Below are 12,917 nucleotides of genomic sequence, written 5' to 3'. Positions count from 1 at the left end.
TCACGTGGCAGCAGTCAGATGGCATGGCGCCCGATCGGGCGGCGGCCGACGAGGAAGGACAGGGAAGGGGGCCAATGACAGAGCCGACCGCCGTAACGGGGGATGACAGCGCGGTGATCTCGACCCAAGGGCTCACCAAGCGCTACCGCGGCGGTCAGCTCGCCGTCGACGCCCTCGACCTGTCCGTCCCGCGCGGCAGCGTCTTCGGTTTCCTCGGGCCCAACGGCTCGGGCAAGACCACCACCATCCGGATGCTGCTCGGCCTCATCGAACCCACCGGCGGCACCGCTCATCTGCTGGGCGAGCCGATGCCGGGCTCGGTCCGGCGGGTGCTGCCCAGGGTGGGCGCCCTCATCGAGGGTCCGGCGCTCTACGGCTTCCTCTCCGGGCGGGAGAACCTGCTGCGCTACGACGCGGCCGATCCCACCGCCGACCCCCGTACCCGCGCGGCCCGGGTGGACCGGGCGCTCGAACGCGTGGGGCTCGCGGCAGCCGCGGGCAAGAAGGCGCGGGCCTACTCGCTGGGCATGAAGCAGCGCCTGGGCCTGGCCGCCGCGCTGCTCCAGCCGCGCGAGCTGCTCGTCCTGGACGAGCCGACCAACGGGCTCGACCCGCAGGGCATGCGGGAGATCCGTTCGCTGGTAAGGGAGTTGGCGAGCGACGGCAGCACTGTCTTCCTCTCCTCCCATCTGCTGGACGAGATCGAACAGGTCTGCACCCATACGGCCGTCATGCACCGCGGCCGGCTCGTCACCCAGGGAACCGTCGCCGAGATGTCGGCGGGCGCCCGGGGCAGGCTGGCCGTCACCACCCCCGATCCGGGCGAGGCCGCCCGGGTGCTGAAGGAGCACGGGGTGGCCGACCTGATCACCGACGGGGAAGAGCTGACCGGCGACCCGCCGTCGGGTGATCTCGCCGAGCTCAACGCAGCTCTCGTCCGGGCCGGCGTCCGGGTCCGCGCCTTCGGCGTGCAGCGTGCTTCGCTGGAGGACGTGTTCGTCTCACTCACCGGGGAGGGCTTCGATGTCGCGGGCTGAGTCGGTGGAGTCGGCTGAGACGGCTGAGACGGCTGAGACGGCGTACGACGAGCGGTCTGTGGCGGCCCCTCGCGCCGTGGGCCCGCTGTGGTCGCTGGGGCTGTTCCGTAGCGAACTGCTCGTCACCTTCCGGCGGTGGCGCACCTTGGCACTGCTGGGAGTGCTGGCGGCCGTACCGGTGCTGGTGGGCATCGCGGTGAAGGTCGAGACCAGCGACGGCGGCTCGATCGGGGACGGCGGGGGAGAGGGTCCGGCGTTCATCTCCCAGATCACCAACAACGGCCTGTTCCTGGTCTTCACCTCACTGGCCGCCACGCTGCCGTTCTTCTTGCCGATGACGGTCGGTGTGGTGGCCGGGGACGCCGTGGCGGGAGAGGCCAGTGCGGGCACCTTGCGCTATCTCCTGGTGGCTCCGGCAGGCCGTACCCGGCTGCTGCTGGCGAAACTGACCACGGTGGTGGCCTTCTGCCTGGCGGCGACCCTGACGGTGGCCCTCTCCGCGCTGGTGACCGGTGCGCTGCTCTTCCCCACCGGAGAGGTCACCCTGCTGTCCGGCACCACCGTCTCCTTCGGCGAGGGGCTGCTCCGCGCCCTGGCCATCGCCGCGGTGGTCGCCCTCAGCCTGTTCGGTCTGGCGGCACTCGGCCTGTTCGTGTCGACCCTCACCAACAGCGGTATCGCCGCCATGGCCGCCACGGTGGGACTGCTGATCACGGTGCAGATCATCAACACCATTCCGCAGCTGGACGAGTTCCACCCGTTCCTGTTCCCCAACTACTGGCTGAGCTTCGCCGATGTGCTGCGGGACCCGGTCTACTGGGACGACATCCTGAAGAACCTGGGCCTGCAGGCCCTGTACGCAGCCGTCTTCGGCTCCGCGGCCTGGGCCCGGTTCAACAACCGGGATGTGACGGCGTAGGGACGCGCCCCCCCGCGCCCCAAAGGGGCGCGGGGAACTGCGCGACAAGCCACAACAAACCAGCAGTCCGCACGCTTCGGACAGGGGCACCCCCTTACCGGAACGCCCTGGCCGCGAGCCTCACCGTTCGGCCGACTCCGCGACGGCCGACTCCGTGACGGCCGACTCCGTGGCGGCCGACTCCGTGACGGCCGACCCCCCGACGGGCGACCCCGCGACAGCGGCCTTCGCGGCAGCCCGCAACTCGAGCCGCCCCCGCCGCGCAGTACGGAGGGCGTCCCAGGTGAGGATCGTGAGCGCCACCCACACCAGGCCGAACCCGGCCCACCGCTCCGGCGGCATCTCCTCGTGGAAGACAGTGAGGCCGAGGACGAACATGAAGGCCGGGGCCAGATACTGGAGCAGCCCGATGGTGGACAGCGGGAGCCGCACGGCGGCGCTGCCGAAGAAGATCAGCGGCAGCGCGGTGGCCACCCCGGCGCAGGCCAGCAGCAGCGCATTGCCGAGCCCGCCGGACGCGAACGACGACTCGCCACGCGACCCGAGGTAGATAAGGAAGCCGAGCGCGGGCAGGAACTGCACCGCGGTCTCCGCGCTGAAGCCCTCCACACCGTCCAGCTTCACGTGCTTCTTGATCAGCCCGTACGTCGCAAAGCTGAACGCCAGGCAGAGGGAGAGCCAGGGCAGCTTGCCGTAGGCGACGGTCATCACGACGACAGCGGTGGCACCGATGGCGACGGCGGCCCACTGGGCGACGCGCAGCCGCTCCCGTAGCAGCAGAACGCCGAAGGCTATGGAGACCAGCGGATTGATGAAGTAGCCGAGGGAGGATTCGAGCACCCGGTCGGCGGCGACAGCCCAGATGAACAGCCCCCAGTTGAAAGAGATGACGGCCGAGGCCAGCACCACCAGACCCAGCTTCTTCGGCTGGCGCACCAACGCGCTCACCCACGACCAGCGGCGCAGCAGCGCGACGATCACCAGCGCTGTCGGCAGCGACCAGAGCATGCGGTGGGCGAGCACCTCTCCGGCACCGGTGTCGGCGACCGCGTGCCAGTACAGGGGCAGCAGGCCCCACATCCCGTACGCCGCGAAGCCGAACAGCAGCCCCGTGCGCTGAGTACTCGGTGTCTGCATGACCCTCCCTGCCTTATGTCCCGACTGCCCCGGCTGCCTCGGCTGTTCCGGCTGCCTCAGCTGCTCCGACTGTCCCGGATGTGATGTGCACCGGCTCCCCGAAAGGTAACGGAGGCATCCCGTCTTGTCATTCCCGTTCTCATTTATGGTCCTGTCGCCCGGCGACCGCCTTCGGAGAGGGCCGACGACGAGACGACAGACAAGACGACGCACAAGACGACGCACAAGACGACGCACGAGACGACGCACACGGGCCCGGCACCCCGAGGGTGCCGGGCCCGTGTCATGGGCGAGGCGTCAGCCGACGACTGTCCAGGTGTCGTTGCCGTGCAGCAGCGCGGAAAGGTCGCCCTTGCCGTTCTGCTCGACGGCGCGCTCCAGCTGGTCGGCCATCTCCGTGTCGTAGACCGGACGCCGCACGTCACGCAGCACCCCGATGGGGGTGTGATGCAGCGTGTCCGGGTCGGCCAGCCGGGAGAGGGCGAACGCGGTGGTCGGCGAGGCGGCCTGGGCGTCGTGCACCAGCACCTCGGCGGTGCCCTCCTCACGGACGTCCACGATCCGCAGATCGCCGGTGGCCCGGTCGCGGACCACGCCCTGGGAGCCGAGACCGTCCTCGGCAGGGGCGCCGAAGCGGATCGGCTCGCCCTGCTCCAGCCGGATCACGGCCTCCTGTGCCTGTTCCTTGTCTTTGAGGGCCTCGAAGGCGCCGTCGTTGAAGATGTTGCAGTTCTGGTAGATCTCCACCAGCGCCGAGCCCGGGTGGTCGGCGGCGGCCCGCAGCACGCTGGTGAGGTGCTTGCGGTCCGAGTCGACCGTACGGGCCACGAACGACGCCTCGGCACCCAGCGCCAGCGACACCGGGTTGAACGGCGCGTCCAGCGAACCCATCGGCGTCGACTTGGTGATCTTCCCGGCCTCCGACGTCGGGCTGTACTGGCCCTTGGTCAGCCCGTAGATCCGGTTGTTGAACAGCAGGATCTTCAGGTTCACATTGCGCCGCAGCGCGTGGATCAGATGGTTGCCGCCGATGGAGAGTGCGTCCCCGTCACCGGTCACCACCCACACGCTCAGGTCGCGCCGCGAGGCCGCCAGCCCGGTGGCGATCGCCGGTGCGCGACCGTGGATGGAGTGCATCCCGTAGGTGTTCATGTAGTACGGGAAGCGGGAGGAGCAGCCGATACCGGAGACGAAGACGATGTTCTCCTTCGCCAGCCCCAGCTCCGGCATGAACCCCTGGACGGCCGCCAGTACGGCGTAGTCGCCGCAGCCGGGGCACCAGCGCACCTCCTGGTCGGACTTGAAGTCCTTCATCGACTGCTTGCCGTCCGCCTTGGGCACCAGCGACAGCGCCTCGGACGTGGGAGCCGATGTGGGGGACGCGGGGGAACCGTTCTGCTGGGCCCGGGCGGTCTCCGGAGCGAGACCGGAGGACGTCTCAGCCATGTGTGATGGCCTCCTTGAGTGCGGTCGCGAGCTGCTCGGCCTTGAAGGGCAGGCCGCGGACCTGCGTATACGACTGTGCGTCGACCAGGTATCGGGCGCGGATCAGAGTGGAGAGCTGGCCGAGGTTCATCTCCGGGACGACGACCTTCTCGTAGCGCCGCAGCACCTCACCGAGATTCTGTGGGAACGGGTTGAGGTGCCGCAGATGCGCCTGCGCGATCTCGTCCCCGGCCTTGCGGATCCGCCGCACGGCGGCGGTGATGGGCCCGTACGTCGAACCCCAGCCCAGCACCAGCAGCCGGGCGTTCCCGTCGGGATCGCTGACCTCCACGTCCGGCACCTCGACGCCGTCCACCTTGGCCTGGCGGGTACGGACCATGAAGTCGTGGTTGGCCGGGTCGTAGGAGATGTTGCCGGTGCCGTCCTGCTTCTCGATGCCGCCGATGCGGTGTTCGAGCCCCGGCGTGCCCGGCACCGCCCACGGGCGGGCCAGGGTGTGCGGGTCGCGCTTGTACGGCCAGAAGACCTCGGTGCCGTCGTCCAGCTCGTGGTTGGGCCCGGAGGCGAACTGCGTCCGCAGATCGGGCAGCTCGTCCACCTCGGGGATCCGCCACGGCTCGGACCCGTTGGCCAGGTAACCGTCCGAAAGGAGGAACACCGGCGTCCGGTATGTGAGCGCGATCCGGGCCGCGTCCAGCGCCGCCGTGAAGCAGTCGGCCGGGGTGGCCGGCGCCACGATCGGCACCGGCGCCTCGCCGTTGCGCCCGTACATCGCCTGGAGCAGGTCGGCCTGCTCCGTCTTGGTCGGCAACCCCGTGGAGGGGCCGCCGCGCTGGATGTCGATGATCAGCAGCGGCAGTTCCAGCGAGACCGCCAGGCCGATGGTCTCCGACTTGAGTGCCACGCCGGGCCCCGAGGTGGTGGTGACCGCCAGCGAGCCGCCGAAGGCTGCACCGAGCGCGGCACCGATGCCCGCGATCTCGTCCTCGGCCTGGAAGGAGCGCACCCCGAAGTTCTTGTGCTTGCTCAGCTCGTGCAGCACATCGGAGGCCGGGGTGATCGGGTACGAGCCGAGGAAGAGCGGCAGGTCCGCTTGCTGAGACGCGGCGATCAATCCGTAAGACAGCGCCAGGTTGCCGGAAATGTTCCGGTACGTCCCCGGCGGGAAGGCGCTGGAGGCGGGCGCGACCTCGTAGGAGACCGCGAAGTCCTCCGTCGTCTCGCCGAAGTTCCACCCGGCGCGGAACGCCGTGATGTTCGCCTCGGCCACCGTCGGCTTCTTCGCGAACTTCGACCGCAGGAACGCCTCGGTCTGCTCGGTCGGCCTGTTGTACATCCACGACAGCAGGCCCAGCGCGAACATGTTCTTCGACCGCCCGGCCTCCTTGCGGCCCAGGTCGTAGCTCTTGAGTGCCTCGACGGTCAGTGTCGTCAGCGGGACCGGATGCACGCTGTAGCCGTCCAGCGAGCCGTCCTCCAGTGGGCTGGCGTCGTAGCCGACCTTCGCCATCGCCCGCTTGGTGAACTCGTCCGTGTTCACGATGATCTCGGCGCCCCGCGGCACGTCCGCGATGTTCGCCTTCAGCGCCGCCGGGTTCATCGCGACCAGCACGTTCGGTGCGTCACCCGGGGTGAGGATGTCGTGGTCGGCGAAGTGCAACTGGAAGCTGGAGACGCCCGGCAGGGTGCCTGCGGGGGCACGGATCTCCGCCGGGAAGTTCGGCAGCGTCGACAGGTCGTTGCCGAACGAGGCCGTCTCGGATGTGAAGCGGTCTCCGGTGAGCTGCATACCGTCGCCGGAGTCTCCCGCGAACCGGATGATGACCCGGTCCAGGCGCCGGACCTCCTTGTCCTGTCCGCTGTCCTGGCCCCCCTCGGGGCCGGACTGATGCCCGGCTGGGCTACTGACCTGACTGGTCACGTTGGATCGGACCTCCCTCAAGGCGGCGGCTCGCCTGCCATCGTACGTCGCTAAGGGTTGCCTTCCCGCGTCTGTTCCCATCGTGGACAGATTCCTGAGACATCTAAGGCACCGGAGATACCTGAGGCGTCTGTGCGCGCCCTGGGACCCACGGTCCGCCCCTCCCCTGGAGGGCTCCTCAAACCAGCCCTGCCGCAGTTACCCCCCGTAAAGCGCCCTCACTGTTCGCCTCTATTCCCCGGTATGCCCCGGCGGTCCCCCGCCCTCCCGCCGCCCCCCGGCCGTGGCTTGCCCGAGCCGCGGAGAGCCTGAGGAGGGCCGCCAGCAGCTCCATGCAGCCCCCGAGAGCTCCGCGGCGGCTCCACGGAAGCTCAGTGGCGGCTCTATGGCAGCTCGGGAAGAGCCCGGCAGAGCTTTCACGAGTTCAGATACGCCAGCACGGCCAGCACCCTGCGGTGATCCGCATCACTCTGGGACAGCCCCAGCTTTACGAAGATGCTGCTGACGTGCTTCTCGACAGCTCCTGGGCTGATCACCAACCGGCCGGCGATCGCGGAGTTCGTCCGGCCCTCCGCCATCAGCGCCAGGACCTCCCGCTCCCGCGGAGTGAGCCCCGCCAGCACATCCTGCTTCCGGCTGCGCCCCAGCAGCTGGGCAACCACCTCCGGGTCCAGGGCGGTGCCGCCGTCCGCCACCCGCGTGACCGCCTCCACGAACTCCCGCACCTCGGCCACCCGGTCCTTGAGCAGATAGCCCACCCCCCGGCTCGATCCGGCCAGCAGCTCCGTCGCGTACTGCTCCTCCACGTACTGCGACAGCACTAGCACCCCCACCGCCGGATGCTCCGCGCGCAGCCGCACTGCGGCCCGTACCCCCTCGTCCGTGTGCGTCGGCGGCATCCGGACATCCGCCACCACCACATCGGGTGCCTCCCCCCGGGAGGCCAGCTCGTTCACGGTCTTCACCAGCGCGTCGCCGTCCCCCACCCCGGCGACCACCTCGTGCCCCCGGTCCGTCAGCAGCCGGGTCAGTCCCTCCCGCAGCAGAACGGAGTCCTCAGCGATCACCACCCGCACCCCGTGGTCCCCGCGCTCCCCGTGCTTCACGTTCTCCCCCACTTGCTCCCCCACCTGTGCTGCCCTTCGCCCTGGCTTTCGGCCTCCTCGGCTTCGAGCATTCCAGAACAGTCACCGCCAGGGCAGCTCCGCTGTCACCATCGTCGGTCCGCCGACCGGGGAGCGCACGGCCAGCAGTCCGTCCACCGCCCGCAGCCGGTCGGCCAGCCCGGCCAGCCCGGAGCCGTCCTCGACCTGGACACCCCCCTTGCCGTCGTCCGTCACCTGTATGAGCAGCCGCTGTTCGCTGCGCCATATCTCCACCGACCCGTGACGCGCTGCGCTGTGCTTGCTGATGTTTTGCAGCAGCTCCGAGACGGTGAAATAGGCGATGCCCTCGATAGCGGCGACCGGTCGCTGCGCCAGCTCGACCGTGACAGAGACCGGCACGGTGCAGCGGGCTGCGAGGGCGGAGAGCGCCGGGCCGAGACCCCGGTCGGTCAGTATCGCCGGGTGGATGCCCCGGGCCAGGTCCCGTAGCTCCTGGAGGGCGAGCTTCACCTCGCCGTGCGCTTCGTCGATCACAGCTGCCACGGCCTGTGGATCCGGGTCCGGATCGTCCTGCAGCTTCTCCTTCGCCAGCCCCAGCTCCATGGCCAGCGAGACCAGGCGCGCCTGTGCGCCGTCGTGCAGATTCCGCTCGATCCGGCGCAGGTCCGCTGCTGCCGTATCCACCACGACCCCCCGGTCCGACTCGAGCTGAGATACCCGCGCGGCCAGCCGCGACGGCCCCAGCAACCCGCTGACCAGCAGTTTGTCCACCTGCACCAATCCGCGTATCAGCCACGGCGTCAGCAGGACGATCACCAGGCCGAGCACCGAGAACAACGCCAGCGCGACCCCTCCGTGCAGCACCACAGAACCTTCCTCGGAGGAAGAGACGGAGGTGAGACCGTCGCTGCTCGCCCGGAGCGGCGGCAGGTGTATGTACTCGCCGGGGGAGATCCACTCCCACAGCGGGAGGGTGAACATCGCCCAGCCGGTACACCAGGCCAGCACTCCTGTACCTCCGCCGAGGAACGCCCACGGCAGGTGCAGCAGCGCGTAGAGCAGGTGCCGCCAGGAGACTCCGCTGCGCAGCAGCGCCCCTATCCACGACATCAGCCCGCTCGACCGCCGCAGTGTCCGCACCGGCTCCGGCTCTCCCACCTCCAGCCCCAGCAGCGCCCGCGCCCGCCCCCGCTCCAGATGTCCCAGCGCCCGGCACCCGGCCAGCCCGGCGGCGAGCACCGGCAGTCCCACAAAGGTGATCAGCAGCGCGGTACCGAGCATGAGCGCGCCGAAGGCATAGCAGAAGGCGATGCCCGCCAGCGGCAGACCCGTCACGACGTACGTCAGTTCGCGCATCGTCTTCCGGGACAGCGGAGCCTGCACGAGGACGAGCCACCATGGGCGACGCCGCGCCGGAACGGCAGGCGGGGGAGGAAGGGAGCAAGCATTGCCAGTCATGAATCAAGCTTCGCCCGCCGAGACGCCGCGGGAAATCGCGTGAGCTGGAGTCTTGATACGGGGGATATCCCCACCCCGAGACCGGTGGCCTTGCTGGGCCGCGCCTCTCTCTTCTCTCTTCCTGCCCGCACGAGGTCGGGCCGCGATCGATGCGGTGGCCCGCGACGTCCCCGCGCAGCCCGACGTCCCCGTGTAGCCCGCGACGTCCTCGCGTCGCCGGGCATGGCCGTTCGGCGGCTGGACGGTGATCTTGGCGAGGGCCCAGCAGTGAAGCCCTGAGTGTGACGCGGCTGTCCTCAGCGAGTCCGGCAGGGCCTACACTCCGTGCGTACAGATCGTCGAACGTATAACACCGACACAGGACTGGGGCAGGCGTGCCGGACTACTTCCACGGCTATACAGTCGTCGGGCTGGTAGCCGTCGTCGGTGTGCTCTTCGTCTGCGTGGCCTTCGCCGCAGGTCGGCTGCTGCGGCCGGTGGTTCCCACGCCCGAGAAGATGCTGACGTACGAGTGCGGGGTCGACCCCGTCGGCGAGGGCTGGGCACACACGCAGATCCGCTACTACGTCTACGCGTTCCTGTACGTCATCTTCGCCGTCGACGCGGTCTTCCTCTTCCCCTGGGCGACGGTGTTCGCCGCGCCCGGTTACGGCGGGACCACGCTCGCGGAGATGTTCGTTTTTCTCGGCTTCCTGGCCGTCGGCCTGCTGTACGCGTACAAGAAGGGCGTCCTGGAATGGACGTAACGAACACCCCGACTCCCGCAGCAACACCGCGAGCCGAGGGACGCCCCCAGCTCGGCCTGCTCTCGCGGCTGGCTCCCGAACCGATGAAGGTGGTCCTCAATTGGGGCCGCCGCTACAGCCTCTGGGTCTTCAACTTCGGCCTGGCCTGCTGCGCCATCGAGTTCATCGCCGCTTCCATGGCACGGCACGACTTCATCCGGCTCGGCGTCATCCCCTTCGCGCCCGGCCCCCGGCAGGCCGATCTGATGGTGGTCTCCGGCACGGTCACCGACAAGATGGCCCCTGCCGTCAAACGGCTGTACGAGCAGATGCCGGAGCCCAAGTACGTCATCTCCTTCGGCGCCTGCTCCAACTGCGGCGGCCCCTACTGGGATTCGTACGCGGTCACCAAGGGCGTCGACCAGATCATCCCCGTCGATGTATATGTGCCCGGCTGCCCGCCCCGGCCCGAGGCACTGCTGCAAGGCGTACTGAAGCTCCAGGAGAAGATCGCCGCCGAGTCCACCGCGGACCGCTATACGCGGAGCGGTGCGGACGGCGCTCCCTCCGCCGGAGCCCCCTCCGCCGGGGCCCTCACCAGCGGCCTGGTCGCCCCACCGACGGCATCGCCGTCGGCACCGGACGCGGGCCCGGACGGTGACGCCAAGGAGGACGGACGGTGACCGAGCCGCCCCAGTGCCCAGGTTGGCTGCCGCGCCCTGCCGACGAACTGTTCGGTGAGGGTGCGACGGCCGAGGACGCCTACGGACTGCTCACCGTCGACGTACCCGCCGACGCCTGGATCCCCGCGCTGACCGCAGCCCGCGACGAGCTGGGCTGCACCTACTTCGACTGGCTCAGCGCCGTCGACGAGCCGGGCACCGGCTTCCGGATCTGCGCCCATCTGGTGGCGCTGCCCACCCCGGGCAGCGGCGTGCGCCGCTTCGTCCTGCGTACGACGGTTCCGCACGAGGCCGCAGCGCTGCCCACCGCCACCGGCGTCTACGCCGGTGCGGCCTGGCACGAGCGCGAGACCCACGAGATGTTCGGCGTCGACTTCCCGGGTCACCCCCATCTCGTACCCCTGCTGCTGCCCGACTCCTTCGAGGGGCACCCCCTGCGCAAGGACTTCGTCCTCGCAGCCCGTGTCGTCAAGGCGTGGCCGGGTGCGAAGGAGCCCGGTGAGTCGGGGCACGGCGGTCCCAAGCGCCGCCAGATGCTCCCTCCCGGCGTTCCCGACCCGAACGAGTGGGGCCCCCTCAAGGGACAGCTCCCCCCGGCCCCCACCCGCGAACGCTCCCGCCGCGCCACCGGCGACACCCCGCGTCGCACCCGCAGCGCGAGCGCCGGTTCGGCGTCTCAGCAGGATGCGGACGCAGCAGCGGCCACCCCGCGCAGGCCACGACGAGCTCGCAGCGCCGGCAGCGGCTCGGCGTCACAGCGCGCGACGGAGGCGGAGAAGCCCGCGTCGACGGAGGAGCCTGCACCGGCGGAGAAGCCTGCACCGGCGGAGAAGCCTGCCCCGGTAGAGGAGTCCGCCCCCGCGGAGAAGCCCGCACCGGCAGAGAAGCCTGTCCCCGCGGAGAAGCCCGCACCGGCAGAGAAGCCTGCCCCGGCGGAGAAGCCCGCACCGACGGAGGAGCGCTCGGCGGCTGAGAAGGGCCGCACCGCGGACGAGCGCCCGGAAACCGGTGCCCGACCCAGGACGCCGCGCTCCACCGACGCCCCCTGGCACCACGCCCCGCCGACCGGCGACGACGGGACCGGCCCCGACAGCCAGGCCCCGGAAAGCACTCTGGAGAACGCCCCGAAGACCGGTCAGGACGCCACCGGTGACGGCAACCAAGGCCCCAGGAACGCCGATCGAGGCCCCCGGAACGCAGGACGAGGCGACCTGGACGTGGACCAGGACGCCACCGGCGACGGCAACCAATCGAGCGACGGCAGCCGAGCCGACAGCAACAACCGAGCCGACAGCGACAACCAAGCCGACAGCGACAACCAAGCCGACAGCAACAACCCACCCGACGGCGACAACCAACCCGGTGACGCCGACCGAACCGGTGGCGACAACCGAACTGGGGACAGCAACCGGAGCCAGAGTCAGAGACCGAACGGCGAGCAGGGGGACGGAGCCTGATGGACGCCCTCGATGTCACCGTCCGCATTCTCGCCGTGCTGCTCGCCTTCCTCGTGCTGCCGCTCCTGGTGGGGCAGACCGAGCACAAGGTCATGGCCCATATGCAAGGACGCGTCGGCCCGATGTACGCGGGCGGCTTCCACGGATGGGCCCAACTGGTGGCCGACGGGGTGAAGTTCGCGCAGAAGGAGGACATCGTCCCCGACGGCGCCGACCGGCGCGTCTTCCAGCTGGCGCCCGCCCTCGCGCTGATCCCGTACCTCCTCGTCCTGGTCGCGATCCCGGTCGCCCCCGGCGGGGGAGTCGCGCAGGCGCTGGACACCGGGATCTTCTTCGTGCTGGCCGTGATGGGCATCGGCATTCTCGGCTCGCTGATGGGCGGCTGGGCGTCGGCCAACAAGTTCTCCCTTCTCGGCGGCCTGCGTACCGCAGCACAGCTGATGGCGTACGAGCTGCCGATGCTGCTCGCCGCCGCTTCCGTCGCCATGGCCGCCGGCACCCTCTCCCTGCCCGGGATCCTGGGGGTGTGGGAGTGGTGGTGGCTGCCGTGGCAGCTGGTCGGGGCCGTCGTCTTCTTCACCGCGGGTCTGGCCGAGTTGCAGCGTCCGCCCTTCGACGCGCCGATCGCCGACTCCGAGATCATCTTCGGCGCGTACACCGAATACACCGGACTGCGCTTCGCGCTCTTCCTGCTCGCCGAGTACGCGGGCATCGTCGTACTCTCCGCGCTCACCGCCGTGCTCTTCCTCGGTGGCTGGCACGGTCCCTTCGCCGACGGTCTGGGCTGGCTGTGGATGCTGCTCAAGACCGGCATCCTCGCCTTCGGCGTGATCTGGCTGCGAGTCAGCTACCCCCGGATGCGCGAGGACCAGATCCAGCGGCTGGCCTGGACGGCGCTCGTCCCGCTCTCCCTCTTCCAGATCGCACTCACCGGTGTCGTCAAGGTGGTGATGTAGCCGTGTCCCACGCCCACTCCGAGGGCGCCCACTCCGCGGGCACGCCCGCCGAGCGGCCCGGCTCGAAGCGCG

At 69.9% G+C, this 12,917-nt stretch carries 11 protein-coding genes; 6 read left to right on the top strand and 5 right to left on the bottom strand.

What is annotated here, in order from left to right; genetic code table 11:
* The first annotated feature begins 74 nt into the window (after positions 1-74).
* A complete protein-coding gene (locus ACTWQF_RS05070) occupies positions 75-1,037 on the top strand; it encodes an ATP-binding cassette domain-containing protein (protein ID WP_443277364.1) in 963 nt (320 codons plus the stop codon).
* The gene (locus ACTWQF_RS05065) at positions 1,024-1,956 is read left to right on the top strand and encodes an ABC transporter permease (RefSeq protein ID WP_443277362.1); all 933 of its coding nucleotides are present in this window, start codon (positions 1,024-1,026) and stop codon (positions 1,954-1,956) included. Before ACTWQF_RS05070 ends, ACTWQF_RS05065 begins: the two co-directional genes overlap by 14 nt.
* Positions 1,957-2,076: 120 nt before the next feature.
* Here the strand turns inward: ACTWQF_RS05065 and rarD are convergent, their stop codons facing one another.
* From rarD to ACTWQF_RS05040, 5 genes are all read right to left on the bottom strand, one after another.
* Positions 2,077-3,093 (bottom strand): EamA family transporter RarD, encoded by a 1,017-nt coding sequence (rarD, locus tag ACTWQF_RS05060; protein ID WP_443277360.1) that lies wholly within the window; start codon positions 3,091-3,093, stop codon positions 2,077-2,079.
* Positions 3,094-3,390: 297 nt separating this feature from the next.
* Positions 3,391-4,407: a 2-oxoacid:ferredoxin oxidoreductase subunit beta gene (locus ACTWQF_RS05055; protein WP_443277580.1), complete on the bottom strand. Its 1,017-nt coding sequence runs from the start codon at positions 4,405-4,407 to the stop codon at positions 3,391-3,393.
* Between the two features lie 124 nt (positions 4,408-4,531).
* Positions 4,532-6,460 (bottom strand): 2-oxoacid:acceptor oxidoreductase subunit alpha, encoded by a 1,929-nt coding sequence (locus tag ACTWQF_RS05050; protein ID WP_443277359.1) that lies wholly within the window; start codon positions 6,458-6,460, stop codon positions 4,532-4,534.
* A 416-nt stretch (positions 6,461-6,876) separates the two neighbouring features.
* On the bottom strand, positions 6,877-7,536 hold the full coding sequence (locus tag ACTWQF_RS05045) for a response regulator transcription factor (protein WP_443277578.1): 660 nt from the start codon (positions 7,534-7,536) through the stop codon (positions 6,877-6,879).
* A gap of 111 nt (positions 7,537-7,647) precedes the next feature.
* The gene (locus tag ACTWQF_RS05040; protein ID WP_443277357.1) at positions 7,648-8,949 is read right to left on the bottom strand and encodes a sensor histidine kinase; all 1,302 of its coding nucleotides are present in this window, start codon (positions 8,947-8,949) and stop codon (positions 7,648-7,650) included.
* A gap of 449 nt (positions 8,950-9,398) precedes the next feature.
* Here ACTWQF_RS05040 and ACTWQF_RS05035 point away from each other — a divergent pair, with 449 nt between their 5' ends.
* From ACTWQF_RS05035 to ACTWQF_RS05020, 4 genes are read left to right on the top strand one after another with little or no spacing between them, the layout of a single operon-like run.
* On the top strand, positions 9,399-9,770 hold the full coding sequence (locus tag ACTWQF_RS05035; protein ID WP_443277355.1) for an NADH-quinone oxidoreductase subunit A: 372 nt from the start codon (positions 9,399-9,401) through the stop codon (positions 9,768-9,770).
* Positions 9,761-10,432 (top strand): NADH-quinone oxidoreductase subunit B, encoded by a 672-nt coding sequence (locus ACTWQF_RS05030; RefSeq protein WP_443277353.1) that lies wholly within the window; start codon positions 9,761-9,763, stop codon positions 10,430-10,432. The genes ACTWQF_RS05035 and ACTWQF_RS05030 overlap by 10 nt, the downstream gene beginning before the upstream one ends.
* Positions 10,429-11,889: an NADH-quinone oxidoreductase subunit C gene (locus ACTWQF_RS05025; protein WP_443277351.1), complete on the top strand. Its 1,461-nt coding sequence runs from the start codon at positions 10,429-10,431 to the stop codon at positions 11,887-11,889. Before ACTWQF_RS05030 ends, ACTWQF_RS05025 begins: the two co-directional genes overlap by 4 nt.
* Positions 11,886-12,845, top strand: coding sequence for a complex I subunit 1/NuoH family protein (locus tag ACTWQF_RS05020; protein WP_443277576.1), 960 nt, complete (start codon positions 11,886-11,888; stop codon positions 12,843-12,845). The genes ACTWQF_RS05025 and ACTWQF_RS05020 overlap by 4 nt, the downstream gene beginning before the upstream one ends.
* Positions 12,846-12,917: the final 72 nt, after the last annotated feature.

The organism is Streptomyces sp. 8N114 (genome assembly GCF_052245835.1).
Taxonomy (GTDB): Bacteria; Actinomycetota; Actinomycetes; order Streptomycetales; family Streptomycetaceae; genus Streptomyces.
The sequence above is the reverse complement of the archived record's forward strand: the minus strand, read 5'-3'. Positions and strand labels throughout refer to the sequence as shown.

Bases quoted from the DNA above. Each gene is read 5' to 3' on its own strand.
- ACTWQF_RS05055 (WP_443277580.1), bottom strand. From the start codon at position 4,407: ATGAAGGACTTCAAGTCCGACCAGGAGGTGCGCTGGTGCCCCGGCTGC.
- rarD (WP_443277360.1), bottom strand. From the start codon at position 3,093: ATGCAGACACCGAGTACTCAGCGCACGGGGCTGCTGTTCGGCTTCGCG.
- ACTWQF_RS05065 (WP_443277362.1), top strand. From the start codon at position 1,024: ATGTCGCGGGCTGAGTCGGTGGAGTCGGCTGAGACGGCTGAGACGGCT.
- ACTWQF_RS05030 (WP_443277353.1), top strand. From the start codon at position 9,761: ATGGACGTAACGAACACCCCGACTCCCGCAGCAACACCGCGAGCCGAG.
- ACTWQF_RS05070 (WP_443277364.1), top strand. From the start codon at position 75: ATGACAGAGCCGACCGCCGTAACGGGGGATGACAGCGCGGTGATCTCG.